Annotated in this window: 16 protein-coding genes and 1 pseudogene; 4 read left to right on the plus strand and 13 right to left on the minus strand. The window is 55.1% G+C overall.

The genetic code is table 11. The features are described from left to right. Positions 1-34: 34 nt before the first annotated feature. Positions 35-739 (plus strand): annotated as a pseudogene (locus tag IT971_RS03925) (phosphatidylserine decarboxylase); the annotation flags it as partial. After that, a complete protein-coding gene (gene pssA, locus IT971_RS03930; RefSeq protein WP_063092780.1) occupies positions 739-1599 on the plus strand; it encodes a CDP-diacylglycerol--serine O-phosphatidyltransferase in 861 nt (286 codons plus the stop codon). The pseudogene IT971_RS03925 and the gene pssA, both read left to right, overlap by 1 nt. Before the next feature lie 62 nt (positions 1600-1661). On the opposite strand, the gene IT971_RS03935 is transcribed toward pssA, so the two are convergent. The 5 genes from IT971_RS03935 to IT971_RS03955 form a co-directional block, all read right to left on the minus strand. Beyond that, positions 1662-2591, minus strand: coding sequence for a hypothetical protein (locus IT971_RS03935; protein WP_063092781.1), 930 nt, complete (start codon positions 2589-2591; stop codon positions 1662-1664). Between the two features lie 260 nt (positions 2592-2851). Next, the gene (locus tag IT971_RS03940; protein WP_063092782.1) at positions 2852-3790 is read right to left on the minus strand and encodes a transporter substrate-binding domain-containing protein; all 939 of its coding nucleotides are present in this window, start codon (positions 3788-3790) and stop codon (positions 2852-2854) included. A gap of 297 nt (positions 3791-4087) precedes the next feature. Beyond that, on the minus strand, positions 4088-7288 hold the full coding sequence (locus IT971_RS03945) for an efflux RND transporter permease subunit (RefSeq protein ID WP_063092783.1): 3201 nt from the start codon (positions 7286-7288) through the stop codon (positions 4088-4090). A gap of 29 nt (positions 7289-7317) precedes the next feature. Next, positions 7318-8511 carry an efflux RND transporter periplasmic adaptor subunit gene (locus IT971_RS03950; protein WP_063092784.1) on the minus strand — a complete coding sequence of 398 codons (1194 nt, stop codon included), beginning with the start codon at positions 8509-8511 and terminating at the stop codon, positions 7318-7320. 119 nt (positions 8512-8630) lie between these two features. After that, entirely contained in the window at positions 8631-9233 is a 603-nt protein-coding gene (locus tag IT971_RS03955) for a PadR family transcriptional regulator (protein WP_007090511.1), read from the minus strand. A gap of 366 nt (positions 9234-9599) precedes the next feature. Between IT971_RS03955 and IT971_RS03960 the strand changes: the two genes are divergently transcribed. After that, complete coding sequence (locus IT971_RS03960) at positions 9600-10886, plus strand: AraC family transcriptional regulator (RefSeq protein ID WP_063092785.1); 1287 nt, start codon at positions 9600-9602, stop codon at positions 10884-10886. A gap of 18 nt (positions 10887-10904) precedes the next feature. Here the strand turns inward: IT971_RS03960 and IT971_RS03965 are convergent, their stop codons facing one another. The 8 genes from IT971_RS03965 to IT971_RS04000 all read right to left on the minus strand — a co-directional run bounded on the left by IT971_RS03965 (position 10905) and on the right by IT971_RS04000 (position 15433). After that, positions 10905-11084 carry a hypothetical protein gene (locus tag IT971_RS03965; protein WP_139190002.1) on the minus strand — a complete coding sequence of 60 codons (180 nt, stop codon included), beginning with the start codon at positions 11082-11084 and terminating at the stop codon, positions 10905-10907. 234 nt (positions 11085-11318) lie between these two features. Beyond that, positions 11319-11543 (minus strand): hypothetical protein, encoded by a 225-nt coding sequence (locus IT971_RS03970; RefSeq protein ID WP_037990276.1) that lies wholly within the window; start codon positions 11541-11543, stop codon positions 11319-11321. A gap of 4 nt (positions 11544-11547) precedes the next feature. Then, positions 11548-11967, minus strand: coding sequence for a hypothetical protein (locus IT971_RS03975; RefSeq protein ID WP_037990279.1), 420 nt, complete (start codon positions 11965-11967; stop codon positions 11548-11550). A gap of 78 nt (positions 11968-12045) precedes the next feature. After that, positions 12046-12234 (minus strand): hypothetical protein, encoded by a 189-nt coding sequence (locus IT971_RS03980; protein WP_007090506.1) that lies wholly within the window; start codon positions 12232-12234, stop codon positions 12046-12048. Positions 12235-12468: 234 nt separating this feature from the next. Continuing rightward, entirely contained in the window at positions 12469-13236 is a 768-nt protein-coding gene (gene queE, locus IT971_RS03985) for a 7-carboxy-7-deazaguanine synthase QueE (protein ID WP_007090505.1), read from the minus strand. Beyond that, positions 13233-13592: a 6-carboxytetrahydropterin synthase QueD gene (gene queD / locus IT971_RS03990; RefSeq protein ID WP_223305007.1), complete on the minus strand. Its 360-nt coding sequence runs from the start codon at positions 13590-13592 to the stop codon at positions 13233-13235. The genes queE and queD overlap by 4 nt, the downstream gene beginning before the upstream one ends. A gap of 125 nt (positions 13593-13717) precedes the next feature. Next, a complete protein-coding gene (gene queC, locus IT971_RS03995) occupies positions 13718-14443 on the minus strand; it encodes a 7-cyano-7-deazaguanine synthase QueC (protein ID WP_063092787.1) in 726 nt (241 codons plus the stop codon). A gap of 126 nt (positions 14444-14569) precedes the next feature. Next, positions 14570-15433, minus strand: coding sequence for a class I SAM-dependent methyltransferase (locus IT971_RS04000; protein WP_063092788.1), 864 nt, complete (start codon positions 15431-15433; stop codon positions 14570-14572). Positions 15434-15730: 297 nt separating this feature from the next. Here IT971_RS04000 and IT971_RS04005 point away from each other — a divergent pair, with 297 nt between their 5' ends. Then, complete coding sequence (locus tag IT971_RS04005) at positions 15731-16291, plus strand: ABC-three component system protein (RefSeq protein ID WP_063092790.1); 561 nt, start codon at positions 15731-15733, stop codon at positions 16289-16291.

Below are 16291 nucleotides of genomic sequence, written 5' to 3' on the forward strand. Positions count from 1 at the left end.
ATACCGTCATTGTTATGCCCATACCCATGGCAACCAGGGAATAAAGACTTTGAAATCCGTTCTTGTGCCGATCAATCCCGAAGGCTGGAAATTCGTTGCGATTTTTGCTGCGATCACCGTGGTTCTGTTTCTGATTGCCGAACCGCTGGGCTGGATCGGTGTGATCCTGACACTCTGGTGTGCTTATTTCTTCCGCGACCCTGACCGTATTACCCCGGTTGACGAAAATCTTGTCATTTCCCCGGCGGATGGCCGCGTCTGCATGATTTCCAAGGCACCACTGCCCAAGGAACTTGAACTGGACGACAAAACACCGCGTACCCGCGTTTCGATTTTCATGAATGTGTTCAACGTTCATGTGAACCGTTGCCCGGTCAATGGTGAAGTCGTTGGCGAGGCCTATGTGCCCGGCAAATTCGTTAATGCCGAACTCGACAAGGCATCGGAAAACAACGAACGCCAGATCCTTCTGGTGCGTGACAGGGAAGGTCGCGAGTTCGGTGTTGTCCAGATCGCGGGTCTGGTAGCACGTCGTATCCTTTGCGATGTCGGTCGTGGTTCGCAGCTTAAGGCGGGCGAACGTTTCGGCCTGATCCGTTTCGGATCGCGGGTTGACGTTTATCTGCCCGAAGGTGTCGAACCCAAGGTCATCGTTGGCCAGACCACGATTGCGGGTGAAACCATCCTTGCCGATATTGCGGCCAAGGGGGTTGAAGCGGCCGTCGGGGAGATTCGCTAATGGCAGGCGGCATCCGGCAAGATCATCGCCCCCGTCGGTTCAAGGCATTATCGCTCAGCCGTCTGGCGCCGAATGTCGCGACCCTGATGGGGATGTGTGCGGGGCTGACGTCGATCCGTTTTGCGATGCAGGATCGATGGGAAGCCGCGGTTGCCGCCATCCTGATCGCCGGGATCATTGATGGCCTTGACGGTCGTCTGGCCCGGATGCTGAACGCGTCAAGCCGTTTTGGGGCCGAACTTGACAGTCTTTCGGACTTTGTCTGCTTTGGCGTTGCGCCTGCGATGATGCTGTATTTCTGGTCGCTGCATGAATTCGGACCGGTCGGCTGGGCCTTGTCGCTTCTGTTTGCGGTGTGCATGGCGTTGCGTCTGGCACGGTTTAATACCCAGATGCTGGGTGAACCGGAATTACCGACATGGGCTTATCGCTTTTTCACCGGCGTTCCGGCCCCGGCGGCAGCCGCCCTTGCGATGTGGCCGATTGTTCTGACCTTCCAGTTCGGGCAGGGCGTGTTTGACAGCCCCTATATCGTCGCACCATATGGTGTTCTGATTGCCGGACTGATGGTTTCGCGCATGCCGACCTTTTCGTTCAAAAAGGTCAAAATTCCGCGGGCGTGGGTTTTGCCACTGATGCTGGCATTCGGGGCGTCTGTGGCGTTTCTGGTGTCCTCGCCTTGGTTGACCCTGTCGGTGATTGCCGCGGTCTATTTCGCAACCTTCCCGCTGTCCTATCGGTCCTATCGCCGGATGGGCGTTGAAAATCAGCAGGAAGAAGTCCGAGCCGAGGAAGAAGACGATGACGGTGAACCCGACGACGATCCCGACGAGGGACTTAACAGGGTCCACCAGAACTGATCACACCCGATCAAGACTTTCCCAGGCACCGTTTTTACGGTGCCTGTTTTGTTTTGCGGATGTTATTGCATCGCGGATGCAGGGACATCACGCGTTGTTTTGAAATCACGCAGTGTTTCGTTGAAACGGGCACGGTCGGCGTGACCGAGATAATCGACATAATATTCAAGCCACGGCATGTCAGGATTGCTGGCAAGGATGTCATTGATCTTGGTGATCGCACCGATTCCGGTTGATGACCGGTTGCACGCAATGGCAAGATCAAGCAATCGCGGCATTCCCCCGATAGGCAGTGCAACCGTATCGGATGCTTTGCCCTGTGCCCGGCGATGGAATTCGATTTCCGCCGGAAAGGCCAGCATCCAGTCGATCCGCCCCATTTCCATCATCAGAGGAAAACTTGATTGATTGTCGGTGCGCAGAACATTGGGGGAATCAATAGCCTCTGCCAGGATGCGATCAATATCGGGACCATAAGACCGCGATTTTGCCAGTGCGGTATAGCGCGACGTGTCTCCCAGCAGGGCTTCAAGGTCAATCGTGCCGTCCCCGAACATATAGGGCGTGAATGACACCAGCGCGCTGTCGGGGACGACAACCGACAACGGCAGAAGGGGGGCGACGGTGTTGCTCAGGATGAATTCGCGCGCCCTTTCCGGGGTATTTTGCGTTCCGGGAATACAGACCGTCTGGCCGGTATCGTCGGTCATGCGCATGGCGTCATATGCACTGCGGCGTGGCAGGATTTTCATCAAATGATGATATTCGGGCATACGCACGATAAACCAGTCCAGCATCTGCGCGCCATAACCATTCAAGCGGTCTTCGACCTTGATGAAGCCCGGCATGTCTGCATCAATCGCCCAAACGATATCGGTTTTGGTTTCAGGGCGTGATGGCCGCACGTCCTGCGCCATCACGCCCGATGGCTTCAAGGCCAGCAATGCCAATAATCCTGCAATCATCAGAGAACTGAAAAGCCGTCTGCCCATGCCAAGTCTTCCGATCGCCAAGATGCGCGGTTCGATGTTTCAATTTGTACTTATACAAAGGTGGTGGGTCGGCGGTGAGGATCAATAGCCACGCGACAGAAAATTGCGCCATAAATCCCGTTGTTGTGGAATAATTACCTGTTTTTAAAGAGTTTTGATGATCAGAATGCGCATGGTTTTTCCAGCCCCATTCATGTCATGTCGGTCACTTTAGGATAGGATGTGTGCGCATTCTGTCACCGGCTAACGCGACGCTGATGCTATTTGGTTGGTTGCAGTAACGCTTCGAACTGTTTGGTATCAATGTATTGCGCGCGGGCCGAAAGGAACCATTCGCGGTCCTGGGGGGAAAGCCACGCGGCATAGAAATTTGTCCAAGGCATATCAGGATTGGCATCGACAATCTGGTTGATCCGGGTGATGGCCTGTTGTCCGACTGGTGTTTTGGCGCAACCGATTGTGGCTTCCAGCAGATTGGTGTTACCGCGGATTGGCAATGATTTGATCTGCTGGTGTGGTGTGACATCGCGGCGGTAAAATTCGGCTTCGGACGGAAAATAGAATATCCAGTCGATCCGCCCCATTGCCAGCAACCTTAAAAGTTTGCTGTCGTCGGCCACCGGCATGATTTGCGGGGCTTTGCGATATCGTTCGACATAATTGTCAATCAGCGCCCCGTAGGAGCGCCCGATCCGAAGGGCGGTGGCCATCTCCCGGTTTGCCATCAACTGTGCAAGCTGAATATGACCATCTTCATCCATGAACGGTTTGAAATTCTGCTCGTCCCCGGCGCGGATAACGACTGAAATCGGCAAGTGCAAAAGAATGGTTTTGGCAAAGCTGATATAGTTGCGGCGTTCGTCATTCGGGATCAGGGTGGTACTGCATCGGGCATTGTTGTGCTCGTTTTCCGGGTTGCTGCTATCACGCATTTCTGCCAGAAGCCGTGCCAGAGGGACTTCCTGAATTCTGTGCTGATAATCCCCCAGTCGCGCAATAAACCAGTTCTGGGTATCGGCGGCATATCCCGTCAGTTTACCATCTTCGGAGATGAAGGCGGGCGCAAATGGCGGCACTGTCCAGATCAGTGTGCCTGGCACATCGGCATTGGCCGTTGCTGCCATAAAGGGCAGGGCTAAAAGCCCAGTCAGGCCGGAAATTGCACCACATCCAAGCCGGAACTTCATCCGCAATCCCATGTTCAGTTCCCGAGTTTACAAGGATCGTTATTGTTTTGTCGTCAGGATAGTACCCAACTCATTATCAAATTATGTAAGGAGTCCTATCCGAACGAAGGATTTATCCTATCACTTGGGGCGGTCTTGAAATGCGGTGAGTGCTCCATCGAACTATGCCCTGACGCTCTGGATTTTATGGTGTACCCCCCAAAAAAAAGCGACCGGCCCCCGGTGCGTAGCTGGGGGCCGGTCAAACCGCGCGGCGGGGTCGGGGGGAATGTCGCGCGGTTTTTACTGTTATGTCTGGCGTGGTCGGGATTATGACCTATGGTCGGCAGATTGTGGCGTGCCGCCCTTGCCAAATCTATCCGCCATCCGTGCCTTTAGCTTCCGCCAGCCGATCCCCGCCTTGTGGCGCATCATCAGTGCGCAGGGGGTAAAGACCAGTGTCAGCACGGTGGCAAAGGCCAGACCAAACGCGATGGATGTCGAAAGTTGCACCCACCACTGGGTCGAAGGGGCTCCAATCGACATGGAACGTTCGGCGAAGTCGATATTGATCTGTAACACCATCGGTACCAGACCAAGGATCGTGGTAACTGTGGTCAACATCACAGGTCGCAAACGCTGTGCCCCGGTTTGCAGAATCGCGGTTTCGATACTGTCCGCACTGTGTTTTAGCCGGTCGAAAGTATCGATCAGAACGATATTGTTGTTCACCACGATCCCGGCCAGTGCCACAACCCCGATCCCGTTCATAACGATGGAGAACGCTTGTCCGGTGATCATCAGCCCCAGGAAAACACCCGCCGTTGACATGATGATGGCCACCATGATCAGAAGCGAACTTGAGATGCTGTTGAACTGGGTGACCAGAATGACAAACATGATGAACAGCGCAACCGAGAAGGCATTTTTCAGGAAGTCCGCCGACTTTTGCTGCTCTTCATCCTGCCCCTTGAATTCGACCGAAACGCGCGGATCGATATCAAGGTTTTTCATCCATGCCTTGACCTCCTGCACCTTGGTGTCGACCAGGATGCCTTCGGCAACGTCGGCCTTGACGGTCAGGGCGCGGCGGCTGTCAACGCGTGACAATGTCCCTGTTTTGGGTTTTGCGGTGCGTTTGACGAAGTTGGCCAGCGGCACCAGCCCCTTGTCGGTCACGATCTGAAGGCTTTGCAATTCTTCAAGGGACCTGTGTTCGGCCGGGTAACGACCGACAATGTCGATTTCCTCGGTCGAATCATCCGGGCGATAGGTTGAAAAATTGATCCCGTTGGTCACCAGCTTGATCACATTGCCGATCTGGTTGATGTCCGCCCCGAATTTCAAGGCCTGCGCACGGTCAACCGTGTATTCCCAATCAATTCCCGGAGGCGATTTGCCGTCTTCGAAATTGTAAAGACCGCCCATCTCCTGCAATCCGGTCATGATTTTGGTCGCGGTTTCATCAAGTGCATCGGGATAAAGCGACCGCAACTGAATCTGGACATCCTTGCCTTGCGGGGGGCCTGCTTCGGCGGCACGAATTTCGATCTGCAAGCCGGCCAGATCGGCGGTTTCTTCAAGGATGCGATGTTCGATCTCGGTCGCCTTCGGGCGTTTCTGCCAGTCGGCATATTCAAGCTGGATGACACCGATCACGTCTTCGGGGGTGTCGTTGCCGCCGCTGCTTGCACTGCGGCCCGAACGGGCATAGACGGTATCGAACCAGTGTTCGCCTTCATGCTTGGCGTCAAGGCCAAGAATGCGATCCTCAACTTCCTTTAACAACGCATCCTGTTCATAGTAGGACATATTGCCGCGTGCGCGGACCTGAACGGCGGCGACTTCGGGCTCTACTGCCGGGAAGAACTCCACACCGCGACCAAATATACCAAATGCCGCCCAAACCCCGATCAGGATGACAAATGCCATCGGTACAACCAGCCAGTGGAACCGCAACGAGCCTTTAAGCAGACGGACATAAAAACCTGTTCCGCCCTTAAGATCGCGCAAACGATCCATCCGGCCCGCGGCAACCGCATCCAATGCCTCGCTTGAGGCAGAGCCGGGCTTGCCAAACCATGCGCCAACCGTGGGCACAAAGATCAGCGCCATTACAAGCGACGCGGACAGGGTAAACAAAACCGTGATCGGCAGGAATTTCATGAATTCGCCGACGATATCGGGCCAGAATGCCAGTGGCAGGAAGGCGGCAAGGGTTGTTGCCGTTGATGCAATGATCGGCATTGCCATGCGTTTGGCTGCCAGCGGATAGGCCTGCTTGCGCGGCAATCCGTCAAGCATTTTGCGATCGGCATATTCGGTAACCACAATCGCGCCATCCACCAGCATCCCGACCGCCAGGATCAGACTGAACAGAACCACGATATTGACCGTCATGCCCAGTGCCCAAAGCACAAGGATTGCTGTCAGGAAGGAACCCGGAATGGCAAGGCCCACCAGAAGCCCCGACCGCCAGCCCAGCGACCAGATCACCACCACCATGACTAGCAGGATCGCAAGGATAACACTGTTTTGAAGGTCGGTCAGCATGGTGCGGATATCGGATGATTTATCCTGCGAGTAGCTGACCGTGATATTGGGTGGGAAGGATTGAGCCGCTTCGGCGGTGACCGACTTTATGTGGTCAATCACATCAATGATGTTTTCGCCAACACGTTTGGAAACCTCGATCGCGATGGCCGATTGGCCGTTCAGACGGGCAAAGCTTTCGGCATCCTTGAAGGTCCGGCGGACTTCGCCGATATCGCGGAAATGGATCACCGAATCCCCGTCAACGATAAGCGGCATGTCAAGGATGTCATTGACTGTTTCAAACAGGCCGGGAACCTTGATGTTGAAGCGGCCCGATCCGGTATCGATGGCACCCGCGGCCACCAGCGCGTTCGAATTGCGCACCAGCGATACGATATCAACCCCGTTCAGGCGATAGCTTTCCACTTTCATCGGATCGATGACAAACTCGACCAGTTCTTCGCGGTTGCCGGCAAGATTGGCTTCGAGAACCGCGGGTATACCTTCGATATTGTCTTTCAGGTCGCGTGCCAGACGCAGCAAGGTCCGTTCAGGCACATCACCGGCAAGGGTGACAACCAGAACCGGAAACAGCGACAGGTTGACCTCGTGAACTTCGGGATCGTCGGTATCGGTGGGCAATTCTGACTTGGCAATGTCGACGCGTTCGCGCACATCGGCAAGGGCGTCGTCGATATCAACATCGGAATAGAATTCAAGCGTGACCGAGGCACCGTCCTGATAGGATTGTGACGTCATTTCCTTCACACCTTCGATGGTGCGAAGTTCCTGTTCCATCGGACGTAGCAAAAGCCGTTCGGCATCTTCGGGCGAAATGCCGTCATGATGCATCGACACATAAAGGACCGGGATCTGCACATCCGGGTCGGCTTCCTTGGGGATCGCGTTGTAACCCACCCAACCGGTTGCCAACAGCAGGATCAGGGTCAGGATAACGGTGCGCGAACGGTCAAGCGCAATATCAATGAGGGACATGTTTCTGTCTCCGGTTCCTCATGCCACGCTTAACGCGCGACCGTTTCCTTGGGGGCGGGGGCCATGTTTTGTAAACCTTCGGGGGTATCGCCGGTTTCAATCCGGCTGACTTCGACCGTTGCGCCTTCCTTGACCCAGTCATGGCCGACCACGATCAGGTCGATCTTTTCCGGAAGGCCGCCAATCCAGATGCCATCTCGGTTTCCTCCCTGAAGTTCGATCGGGTAAAACGCAACCTTGTTGTCATCGACAATGACGCGCACGCCGACCTGACCTTCGTCATTCAGCGTCAGGACCGACGGGGCAACGCGATGCGCCATTTTGGTGCCGATTGGAATTTGCAATTCGGATGTCATGCCATCGGGGATGCCAAGGTCGGTATTATCTATTTCGACTTCGACCCGATAGGTACGTGTCGAATTGTCCGATGCCTGCGACACATAGCGCACGACACCATCGGCCTCGCGCCCATCAAACAGGGTGATATGCGCCAACTGGCCAGTTTGGACGCTGCCGATCGAATGTTCAGGGACATGGGCAACCACCAGCATCGGGTCGGCCTGGATCAGGGTTGCGACCGGATCGTTTACCGACAGAAGATCACCGATTTCAGCCGGGCGGTTTTCCACCACGCCGTCAAAAGGGGCGCGAATTTCGGTATGGTTCAGTTCGATCTGTGCCAGTTTCAGGTCCGCCCGCGCTTCTTCCAGCAGGGCCTTGGTTTCTGCGACACCGGTTTTCGAACGGTAATTCTTTTCGGCAAGGCTTTTGGCCGCACTATTTTCAAGTTCGCGCTGGGCTACAAGGGCACGCGCCTTTTCCACGCGCGCAGCACGGTCTTCAACCGCCAGCTTGACCAGAAGATCACCCTTTTTCACGCGCTGGCCCTTGATTGCGCCGATTTCTTCGACCATGGCATCGACCTGGGCACGGATTTCAACGGAAACCACGGCTTCGGTGCGTCCGGAAATGCGCAGGACATCGACATGTTCGACGGCTTCGCTGGTTCTGACACGGACCGATGCATGTGGGGCATGCCCGGCCGAAGGTGACGCGGTCGTCACAGGCGCATCGCCATTTTTCGCGACTTGCGCACCGTCTGCGTTCTCGACCACTGACGTCGGCCCTGTTTCGGCGGAATCGTCCCCGCTTAGTAATCCGGACCCAACCCAAAGTACCGCCCCGACGGCAAGTACGATGGCGATAAGGCGTGAAGCATTCATGGTTCTATTCCCTCAGATATGCCCAAACGGAATGCGTATGGCACTTGATAAAGTGGCGCTTTGTGGTGAACCTTGCGGTTCTTGTTATTCTTGGTTCTGTTGTTATTGTTGTCGGCGGATCAGGCTTTCCTGTCTTTGCGGGTTCGCAATTCCTCGATCAAACCTGATTTGTTTTCGCGGATGAATTTCAGTGTCGCCTCGCACATTGCCTGCCCAAGTCCGGCGACGAAACGGCAACCCGGGGTCGGCTGTCCGTCTTCATCGCGGCCATGGGTAAGCGGACATTTATCCTTTTGCGGATTGTCCGGATCGATATCGAATTTCATCATTTCGTGGCGAGCAGCGAATTCATCGATCAATGCCTCGGTCAGCTCGATGGGCAGTTCCTCGGCAAAGGTCAGCATGAACAGAATATCGGACCGGTAACGATCCTCGCCCGGGCGGGTTTGCAACAATGTGCGCAGAAACGTTCGGCGGCCTTCGCTGGTCAGTTGGTAAACCTTTTTATCGGGGCGATTTTCCTGTTCGCGTTCAACAAAGGTCACCATCCCGTCCTGGGTCAGCTTGGTCAGTGCCGGATAGATCGAACCCAGAGACGCGATCTGGAAATGGCTGAAAGTGCCATCTTCAAACATTTTGCGTATCTCGTATCCGGTTGCTTCACCACCCATCAGGGCACCAAGGCACAATGTGCGTACATCCATATTCTGTTCGGTATCCATCCTGTTATGCGTCTCGATCCGATCATCGTTCCGGCGGGGGAAGATGCCAGAAAAACTATATCATTTCGATATATATCGATTCTTAGTATATCAGACTGATATAGTCAATTTATTGCACGTTTCGGTTTAATGACGACTGATAAGGGTGGTTTGTTACAAAATCGGGCGAGTGTTTTGATTCGGTTGGGGTTAACCGCGCTTATCGTTGAAACAAACTGGCTTAATTTGTCCGGCCGGGCGTCCGGTTGTGCATCGTCGGACGCCGATTGTGTTTGTTCGTGCATATTGAAACGATATAGGACGACATTTCTTCACCCCGGTAAGGGGGCACTGCCGGGCACCGATCAAACGGGATAAAGCGCGTTTATGAACGATATATATGACTATCTTGATCTGTTTGTGGCTGTCGCTGGCATCGCGCAGGCAGCATTCCTTTGTCTGCTGTTGCGTTCCGAAGGTGCGCGTGCGCTTCGCGCCAATCGCTGGATGATGCTTTTCCTTGCCGCTGTGGCGTTCAACCTGTTCGAAGATGTCGCAGAGGTTTTCTTTTCGCAGCAAGGCTATCAGGTTGTCGAAATGATATTTATTCCGGCCAATTTCCTGATTGCCCCTGCTGTTTATCTTTACTTCCGCGAAGTTTCGGGCGTGCCGTCACGTCAGCCTTGGGTGCATTTTGTGTTGGCTGGGGTGGTCCTGAATCTCATGGCATGGTCGATCACCAATGGCATGCCCATTTCCGATGATTTTCAACATAGTTTTACTGTTCCTGCCGCCATCAGCAGTTTCTGCTGGTTTGCGATTTTCGCGCAGGCGGGAACTTATGTTTTGCTGATCTGGAAGGTGGCGCATCGGTATTTCCGTCAGGCACAGGAACAGCTCGGCGTGGATCGCAACGCGATGCGCCGCTGGATGGGCGTCATTCTTGGTGGTGTCAGCCTGATCTTCCTGACGGCCCTGATCGGTAAGATTGCCGCATTTTTCTTTGTTGAAGACCTGGCGATGTCGGGAACCGGGATGGCATTTGTGCTGCTGCTGTTCGCTCTCAGTTATGAAATCGCGACCCAGCCGGTTTTGTTTGTCATGCCCGATTGGCCGGGCGAAGGTGAGGTGGATGAAGAGGACCTGACCCAGCCAGTACAAGGTTCGGCAAACAGTGCTGTTGTTTCGGTGGCTCCTGCTGCGTCTTCTGCAAGGGGGGGCGACGCGGAGCCGATCTCGCGGCCGCTGCTTGACGGTGACGGTGTGGCATCCGCGCTCAGGCGGCTTGACGATATCCGTAAACGCGGTGACTTGCTGCTGGATCCTTTGGTTTCGCTGCCAAAACTCGCCCGTGCGGTGGGGCTTTCGCCCAATCAGTTATCCTATGTTTTAAACCATCATGTCGGGCAGAATTTCTTTGATTATGTCAATGGGGCCAGGATTGAGGAAGCGCGTGCGGTGCTGATTGCCGAGCCGGAGCGGACCATCCTTGATGTGGCGCTCAGTGTTGGTTTCAATTCGAAATCGACCTTCAATCTGGCGTTCAAGAAACTGACCGGGGATACGCCAAGTGCGGTGCGGGCAAATGCGCGAGCAGCGGCAGAAAATAGGCCGTCCGGAGCGACACCTGGTGGGCCGGATGGGCAGGGCCGGACGCCGGACGTCGCACAATAGGGCAGGGTCGGCAGGATTTCACAACAGGAACCTGCCGACATGATCCGCCCCAGAAACCATCAAAGCAACCATCAAAGAAACCTTTTCAAGCCCAGCACGAAGACCAGCCATAATACCAGTACCAAACCCAGCGATAGTAATAATGGCCGAAGCACGGTTGCCCGAAAGGGTATCGTCACAAACGCCATCGATGGCCATGATGATGGCCTTCGGAATGTGCAGCATATCCGCAAGCGGACCTTTCGGATCGGCGGCCTTATGATGCTTTTTCTGGTGATGACCGGACCCTAGCCCAGAATGGTCCAGAACAGGAATACCGTCACGGTCAGAAATGAAAGCGACCCGGCGGCCATTTTCATAAACTCGATCATCTTGAAGGACATTGATGGCTCCTTTTTTTGGGGCGCGCGGGATCAGGCGATATCAAAGGGGCTATCTTGGATTGGTCGGGGTGAAACGGGCCTGATAAAGCTCGTTCCCCAAATCATCAAACAGGGCAAAGGCATCTGGTTTTTGCGGCATGCCCGCCCCTTTCAAAAGGTCTTCGGCCTGCGCAATCGCGGCCTCGATATCGGAGGTGACGCAGTCCATCCGGTTTAACCGTGCACGGGCGTCAGAGCCGTCATGCACGCGGAAAAACTCGATCCTGATCTGCATGATTTCATGGCGTCCTGTGATCGGGCTGGGAGGGACGGAAGGCAGGGCCGGGACCGGTGGTCGCGTGGCCGGGGTGATCGTCTTCTCCTGCGTCATCTGCGTCGCCGTGGTCGTCATCTTTGCCAGTTGTGCCGATCATCCGGGCGCGTTCTTCCTCGCGCAGGGGATCGGCATCCAGAACCAGGGCGCTATCAAGAATGACGGGATCAAGAACCAGCAGGCGTGCAACGGTCGTTTTGCCATCGCGTGACCAGACATGCAGGTTGCTCTGAACCTTTTTATAGCTGCGCGTCGCGGCCATCAGATCAAGTTCTTCAAGGGTTTCGACCTCGTAAGTGCCGGCCTGAAACAGCTCGTCATATCCTTCCAGCCGGAACGGATGGAAAAAGGTGACGGTCCGATGCGTGTTGCGGGTGATGGTCATGATCAAGCTCCTTGCGCCTTCGACACAGGAACCAAAACCGACGGAGGGGGCAATCCCCCCGCCTGTTTGTGAAACCGGTTATTGCGGTGGCGCGGATGGCGCGGGGTTAGCGACCGGATTTTCTGCCTGTTTGACGGTTGGCGGACCTTCAAGCGGCGAATGTTCCGGCAGGGCCACCGGCGTATCGACCGGGCGGCCTTCCAGCGGTTCTGCGGGCTTTTGCTTCCCGGACTTCACATGGTTCAGTGAAAAGCTGCGAAAAGACATTTTGTCCTGCTTTCTGTTCAGGAGGGCAAAATAGACCTCCCTATTAGAAATGGTCAGAATGGCGCGCAAAAGCAAATCGCGGGCGGCCGCAACGCCTCGGAAAACCGGCTAATTATCTGATATTGCTTGTCGTCTGCAGGATGATTTATTTTCAATTTATGGTTTATTTTTCATAAATATATGCCCGCATAACGAATGTGGCGCGGGCTTTGCCGTGCAAGGGGCAGCGGAGAATCACACCCCGCGCAGGTTGCCCCAGACATGGACGTGCCATTGCGGCAGGACGCGGATGTTAAACCAGCCGCGTTCTGACACCTGATCAACCAGCCAGCGGTAGCGTTCCGTAAGGCCGTCTATATCAACGCCGTTAAGGCCGTCCGGGTGCGGTTCGGCGGGGGTGATGTTGACCGGTTGCAGGCAGACCGGGATATCGGGATGGCGTTTGCGGACATGGTCGGCAAACATCAGATCGGCATCGTCGCGGATCGGGAATTTAAGCGTAATCGCCGGGCCGTCAAGCACGCCATTGGCTTGCGCCGCGGTGATGCAGGCGGCAAGGGCATCGGGGTCGAAATCGGTGCTGCTGCTTGGCGGTTTAGGGCTGAGTGTCAGGTAATCAAGATCGGCAAACCAGTCACGCGCGATGCTGCCCTGTGTTTCGATGGCAAAGGTAAAACCATTGCGTTTGCCAAGCGCGATCAGGCCGCCTAGGGGCTGGATCGCCGGGTTACCGCCCGAAAGGGTGACAAGGATCGGCTTGCCACCCGAAAGGGTGCGAACCCGATCCATGACCTCGGCCGCCGTATTCGGTTTCCAGTCGGCGCGAAAGGCCGGATCGACGGCGTAAAGCGTGTCACACCATGAACAGCGAAAATCACATCCTCCGGTGCGGACAAACACCGTCGGCATGCCGATCAGCGCACCTTCGCCCTGTACGGTCGGCCCGAAAATTTCCGATATGCGGATTTTGTCAGGTGCCAGAGCCAGTTCCGTCCCGCTCATGGTCGGTATTCCGCCCATGTTTTCGGGGTCTCGGACACCCGCACCGCACTGACTTCGGGCCAGCGGTCATGCGCCCAGTCGTAAAAGAACAGCGCCAGCCGTTCGGCAGTGGCGTGATCATGGCCAAGGACCTCGTTCAGATGGCGGTGATCAAACTCTTCATCGATCATTTGTTTAAGCGGTGCCAGTTCGCGGTAATCGCGGACAAAGCCGCGCGCATCAAGCTCCGCATCGCGGAGCTCTACCTCGACAATGTAATTATGCCCGTGCAGGCGCGCGCAAGGGTGATCGGCATCAAGCCCGGCCAACTGATGGCTGGCGGAAAAGGTGAATTGTTTGGTGATGGTGAACATCATAATGGCTTTCGATACGGCGCGCCCGTGCCCGCGATGCGGCGGAGGGCTTGCGGCCGGTTGGTTTTGTCTGGCTAAGTCGGTTGTGTGGGGGGGGGATATGGACTCCCGCACAGTCGGGCATCCACTTAGTTCCCGGAAGCGCCAAGGCTACGCGCCATATGTTCGGCCCGTGCCTGTTTCCAGTAATCGCGATCCACATAAACCGTTGGATCGGGCACACGGGCAAGTTCAAGCGCCTCGCGCCGCTCGACACAGGTGCCGCACCGCCCGCAATGGGTTTCACCACCCTTGTAACACGACCATGTGCGATCAATTGGCACGCCAAGCCGCCCGGCCTCTGCGGCGATATCGGCCTTCGACCCGTGGAGGAACGGCGTATAAAGCGACACGTCGCGCACACCCTCAAGGGCATGGTTCTGCATGATCTGGAACGATTTGATAAAGTCGGGGCGGCAATCGGGATAGATGAAATGATCCCCACCATGAACAGCGGCCGCCACCGCATCCGCCCCGGCCGATGCCGCAGCCCCGAATGCCACGGCAAGCATGATGGCATTGCGGTTGGGAACCACGGTGATGCGCATGGTTTCCTCGGCATAATGGCCGTCGGGTACAGCGATATCATCGCTTGTCAATGACGACCCGGTCAGCAATGCGCCAACCGGCGTCAGATCGACAATGTGATGTTTGACGCCAAGATCGCGTGCGGCACGCGCGGCGTAATCAAGTTCCTTTTTATGGCGTTGGCCATAATCGAACGAAATCAGGGAATGCAGGTTGTGCTCGGCCGCAACCTTATGGGCCAGCGTGACGGAATCCAGCCCGCCAGAACAGACGACAATCGTCTTCATATGTCATGTCTTTCGTGTTTTTAACCTGGTGCTACGACAGGGGAAGGAAACATCCCTTCCAAGGCGCGCGGTTTGACACGAAGGTTTGCGGAAATCAAGGGAAAAACGCCGCTTTTGGGGGCGGTCTTACCCCTTCACCCCGGCAAGTACATGAAAACAAATCGGAACCTGAAAATGCCCGTCCGTCACATAGGGACGCAGTGCTTCGAACATCGCGGCATCAATCGCCCCGCGTTCCGCATCCGTGGCGGCACGCAATTGCGGACCAAACAGCATTTCCATCTGCGGCTTCCAGAATGCTGCACGTTCCGGGATGCGCCCGGCGGGGCTGTGGGTGGTGAGGGTGACATCACCAAACCCGGCGCGTGCCATGTGCGCGGTGGCGGACGTGGGATCGGCAAAGCCAAACAGATCAAGCCCGGCATCGGCAAACCCGGTCCCCAGCATATTACCCAGAACCCCATCCATGGCGCTAAATAGCGGATTATCGACCAGCGGTGCCCACAACATGAAAGCCGCCCGGCCCCCAAAGCGCAACACCCGGTTGGCCTCGCCAAGGGCGGCATCGGGATCATGGCAGAACATCACGCCAAACCGGCACGAAACCGCATCCATCGTGCCCGTTCCAAAGGGCAGCTTTTCCATGTCGGCCGCAACCACCGACAGATTGCCAATCCCTTCCGCCCCGGCGCGTTCGGCCAGTCCGGCACACATGCCCGGCACGATATCAGATGCGATCACTTGGCCGTGCAGGGCGGGATCACCATCACCATTATCTCCGGCATCGGCTAGCATCTGCGCAATCCCGAATGCCGGTTCCCCAACCCCGGACGCCAGATCAAGCACGGCCAAGTCCCGCCCGTCGGCGGCACGCGTCAAAGCCGGCAGATCGAGTGCGTCGATCAGATGCCGGTTGATCTTCTGTGCTGCGGGGGCGAGTTGATCAGCCCAGTTCAGCCAGTCTGGGGAGAGGTGGTGCCATGTTTGCATACTCTTGTCTCTTTAGAGGAGGTGTCGCCTATCCTTATGAGGAGTGTTCATGTTGTAAATGCTAATATAGATTGAGCAAGCAGGCAGAATTTTAAGGATTTGGGGTGGCGGTATGGACTTCTCGTTCGATCTTACAAGCCTAATTTTAGGGGTATTAGGTGGTGGAGCAGCAGGTTGCTCTATCAGCTATTTCAAATTGAAGAAACGATTTAGCGCAAAAAGCGAAGGAAGCAATGTAGACCAATCTGGTGCCCAATCGGGTGGTGATATTGTGGGCAGAGATAAGACGACGAAGGCATGAGCAACCACACCGATCAGCGGAGAGCATCATCTGCCAGAGATATGGCTGGTAGAGATATAAACAAGAGTTATGTAGTAAATACCTATCCTCAAAGTGCAATTGAGAAATTGCTGAAGCATCTGGATGAGCAAATAAATCAGAATGATACAGTAAGTGAGACGATGGATGAGCTCGTTAGATATTATTCTAGGAGGTCGGTTGATGGAATTGATGGTCTTGAGAATAAATTGAATGCTGCTGGTATGTCTCATGTTTATCTAGATGCAATTGAGAAAAAAGAGATGTTCTCAAAATTACTTTATAGATTCTCCATGTACTCTACAGCTCAACAGATATTTGTTCGATTTTTGGCGAAGGCAGAGAATGAGTTTAACTCTGTTATATACCCAGAAATAAATAATATTAGTGAATCTGAAATTAACAGATTGGTTCTGGATCGCATTGTCAATCCAATAGTTGGAGATTGTGTCTCGGACAATTTCTATGTTTCTCACAATCATGTGATTGGAATGGTCTATTGGCTTGCCGAGCAATGCTTTATCAGGTGGCATCGATAA

Origin of the sequence: Thalassospira sp. B30-1, assembly GCF_015767575.1 — a bacterium.
Classification (GTDB): domain Bacteria; phylum Pseudomonadota; class Alphaproteobacteria; order Rhodospirillales; family Thalassospiraceae; genus Thalassospira; species Thalassospira xiamenensis.

Coding starts and splice junctions, on each gene's coding strand:
- pssA (WP_063092780.1), top strand. CDS start 739: ATGGCAGGCGGCATCCGGCAAGATCATCGCCCCCGTCGGTTCAAGGCA.
- IT971_RS03935 (WP_063092781.1), bottom strand. CDS start 2,591: ATGGGCAGACGGCTTTTCAGTTCTCTGATGATTGCAGGATTATTGGCA.
- IT971_RS03940 (WP_063092782.1), bottom strand. CDS start 3,790: ATGGGATTGCGGATGAAGTTCCGGCTTGGATGTGGTGCAATTTCCGGC.
- IT971_RS03945 (WP_063092783.1), bottom strand. CDS start 7,288: ATGTCCCTCATTGATATTGCGCTTGACCGTTCGCGCACCGTTATCCTG.
- IT971_RS03950 (WP_063092784.1), bottom strand. CDS start 8,511: ATGAATGCTTCACGCCTTATCGCCATCGTACTTGCCGTCGGGGCGGTA.
- IT971_RS03955 (WP_007090511.1), bottom strand. CDS start 9,233: ATGGATACCGAACAGAATATGGATGTACGCACATTGTGCCTTGGTGCC.
- IT971_RS03960 (WP_063092785.1), top strand. CDS start 9,600: ATGAACGATATATATGACTATCTTGATCTGTTTGTGGCTGTCGCTGGC.
- IT971_RS03965 (WP_139190002.1), bottom strand. CDS start 11,084: ATGGCCATCGATGGCGTTTGTGACGATACCCTTTCGGGCAACCGTGCT.
- IT971_RS03970 (WP_037990276.1), bottom strand. CDS start 11,543: ATGCAGATCAGGATCGAGTTTTTCCGCGTGCATGACGGCTCTGACGCC.
- IT971_RS03975 (WP_037990279.1), bottom strand. CDS start 11,967: ATGACCATCACCCGCAACACGCATCGGACCGTCACCTTTTTCCATCCG.
- IT971_RS03980 (WP_007090506.1), bottom strand. CDS start 12,234: ATGTCTTTTCGCAGCTTTTCACTGAACCATGTGAAGTCCGGGAAGCAA.
- queE (WP_007090505.1), bottom strand. CDS start 13,236: ATGAGCGGGACGGAACTGGCTCTGGCACCTGACAAAATCCGCATATCG.
- queD (WP_223305007.1), bottom strand. CDS start 13,592: ATGATGTTCACCATCACCAAACAATTCACCTTTTCCGCCAGCCATCAG.
- queC (WP_063092787.1), bottom strand. CDS start 14,443: ATGAAGACGATTGTCGTCTGTTCTGGCGGGCTGGATTCCGTCACGCTG.
- IT971_RS04000 (WP_063092788.1), bottom strand. CDS start 15,433: ATGCAAACATGGCACCACCTCTCCCCAGACTGGCTGAACTGGGCTGAT.
- IT971_RS04005 (WP_063092790.1), top strand. CDS start 15,731: ATGAGCAACCACACCGATCAGCGGAGAGCATCATCTGCCAGAGATATG.